Origin of the sequence: Photobacterium alginatilyticum (assembly GCF_009910675.1) — a bacterium.
GTDB lineage: Bacteria > Pseudomonadota > Gammaproteobacteria > Enterobacterales > Vibrionaceae > Photobacterium > Photobacterium alginatilyticum.
Map to the genome: position 1 here is coordinate 1 of NZ_RSEJ01000151.1, position 853 is coordinate 853.

Annotated in this window: 1 protein-coding gene; it reads right to left on the reverse strand. The window is 30.0% G+C overall.

Going from position 1 to position 853, the window contains the following annotated elements:
- Positions 1-511: 511 nt before the first annotated feature.
- Positions 512-646: a photosystem I reaction center subunit IX gene (locus EIZ48_RS31535; RefSeq protein ID WP_160658761.1), complete on the reverse strand. Its 135-nt coding sequence runs from the start codon at positions 644-646 to the stop codon at positions 512-514.
- Between the last annotated feature and the right edge of the window lie 207 nt (positions 647-853).

The following is an 853-nucleotide window of genomic DNA, read 5'->3' on the forward strand; positions in this document are numbered from 1 at the left end:
GCATCTTTCCCCTTGGCCAKGAACCTCCTTTGGATTTTKATTTGTTATACTCGTCTATTTTTGATCCTAAACGAAGAAGAAAGGAAGGAAAAACAATATAAGTTACTAATTTGCAATCCAATTAGGAAAGATTTGCTTGGAATCAATCAAGTATATAGTAAATAATAAGTAATACAATGAKTTCAAAACATAACATATTTCGAATCGTAATACARTTTTTTATTTAAGTATTTTGTATAATACTCTTGTAAACCAAATTTTATGCTCTMCCCCGAATTCTTCAATTCTTCTATGATTATATATATATGAATGTCATTCAAACTTGAACTTGAATTTCTCMAATAATAAAATAAAATGTTGAATCCACTTTATTTTTTCTCTTYCCYCCCTTATTTTATTTTTTATTATAAAATAGAAAAAAGGGAAAAAAGAGAAAAGAAGGGGAGAGGACTTAGTCACATAGATATTTTATTCTATCTCTAATCTTCTTCATTCCTTCCCGTGCAAATAACTAGAATGAAAAAAAGGGGAATGTCAGCGCATCCGGAAAAAAACGATTAATCTCGATCAATAGACCTGCTAAAGAMCCGAACCATAGAGTACTTAGTACCGGTGCCACAGAGAGMTATGTTTTGAAATCTCGCATTCAAAARCCTCCTTCGTTAGTTTATTGTAATAAATAAAAATAATGGTAATCCATATATGATCAAATGCATATGTCGTTAAGGGACACCTGTAGTTGTGCGCGCAATCTCTAATTCGAATTGAAATRTACAATGATCCAGTTGAAAGGATTTTCTTTTGCTTAAAATGAAAATCAAAGAAAAAATAATTTCTTTCTTACTAAGTATTC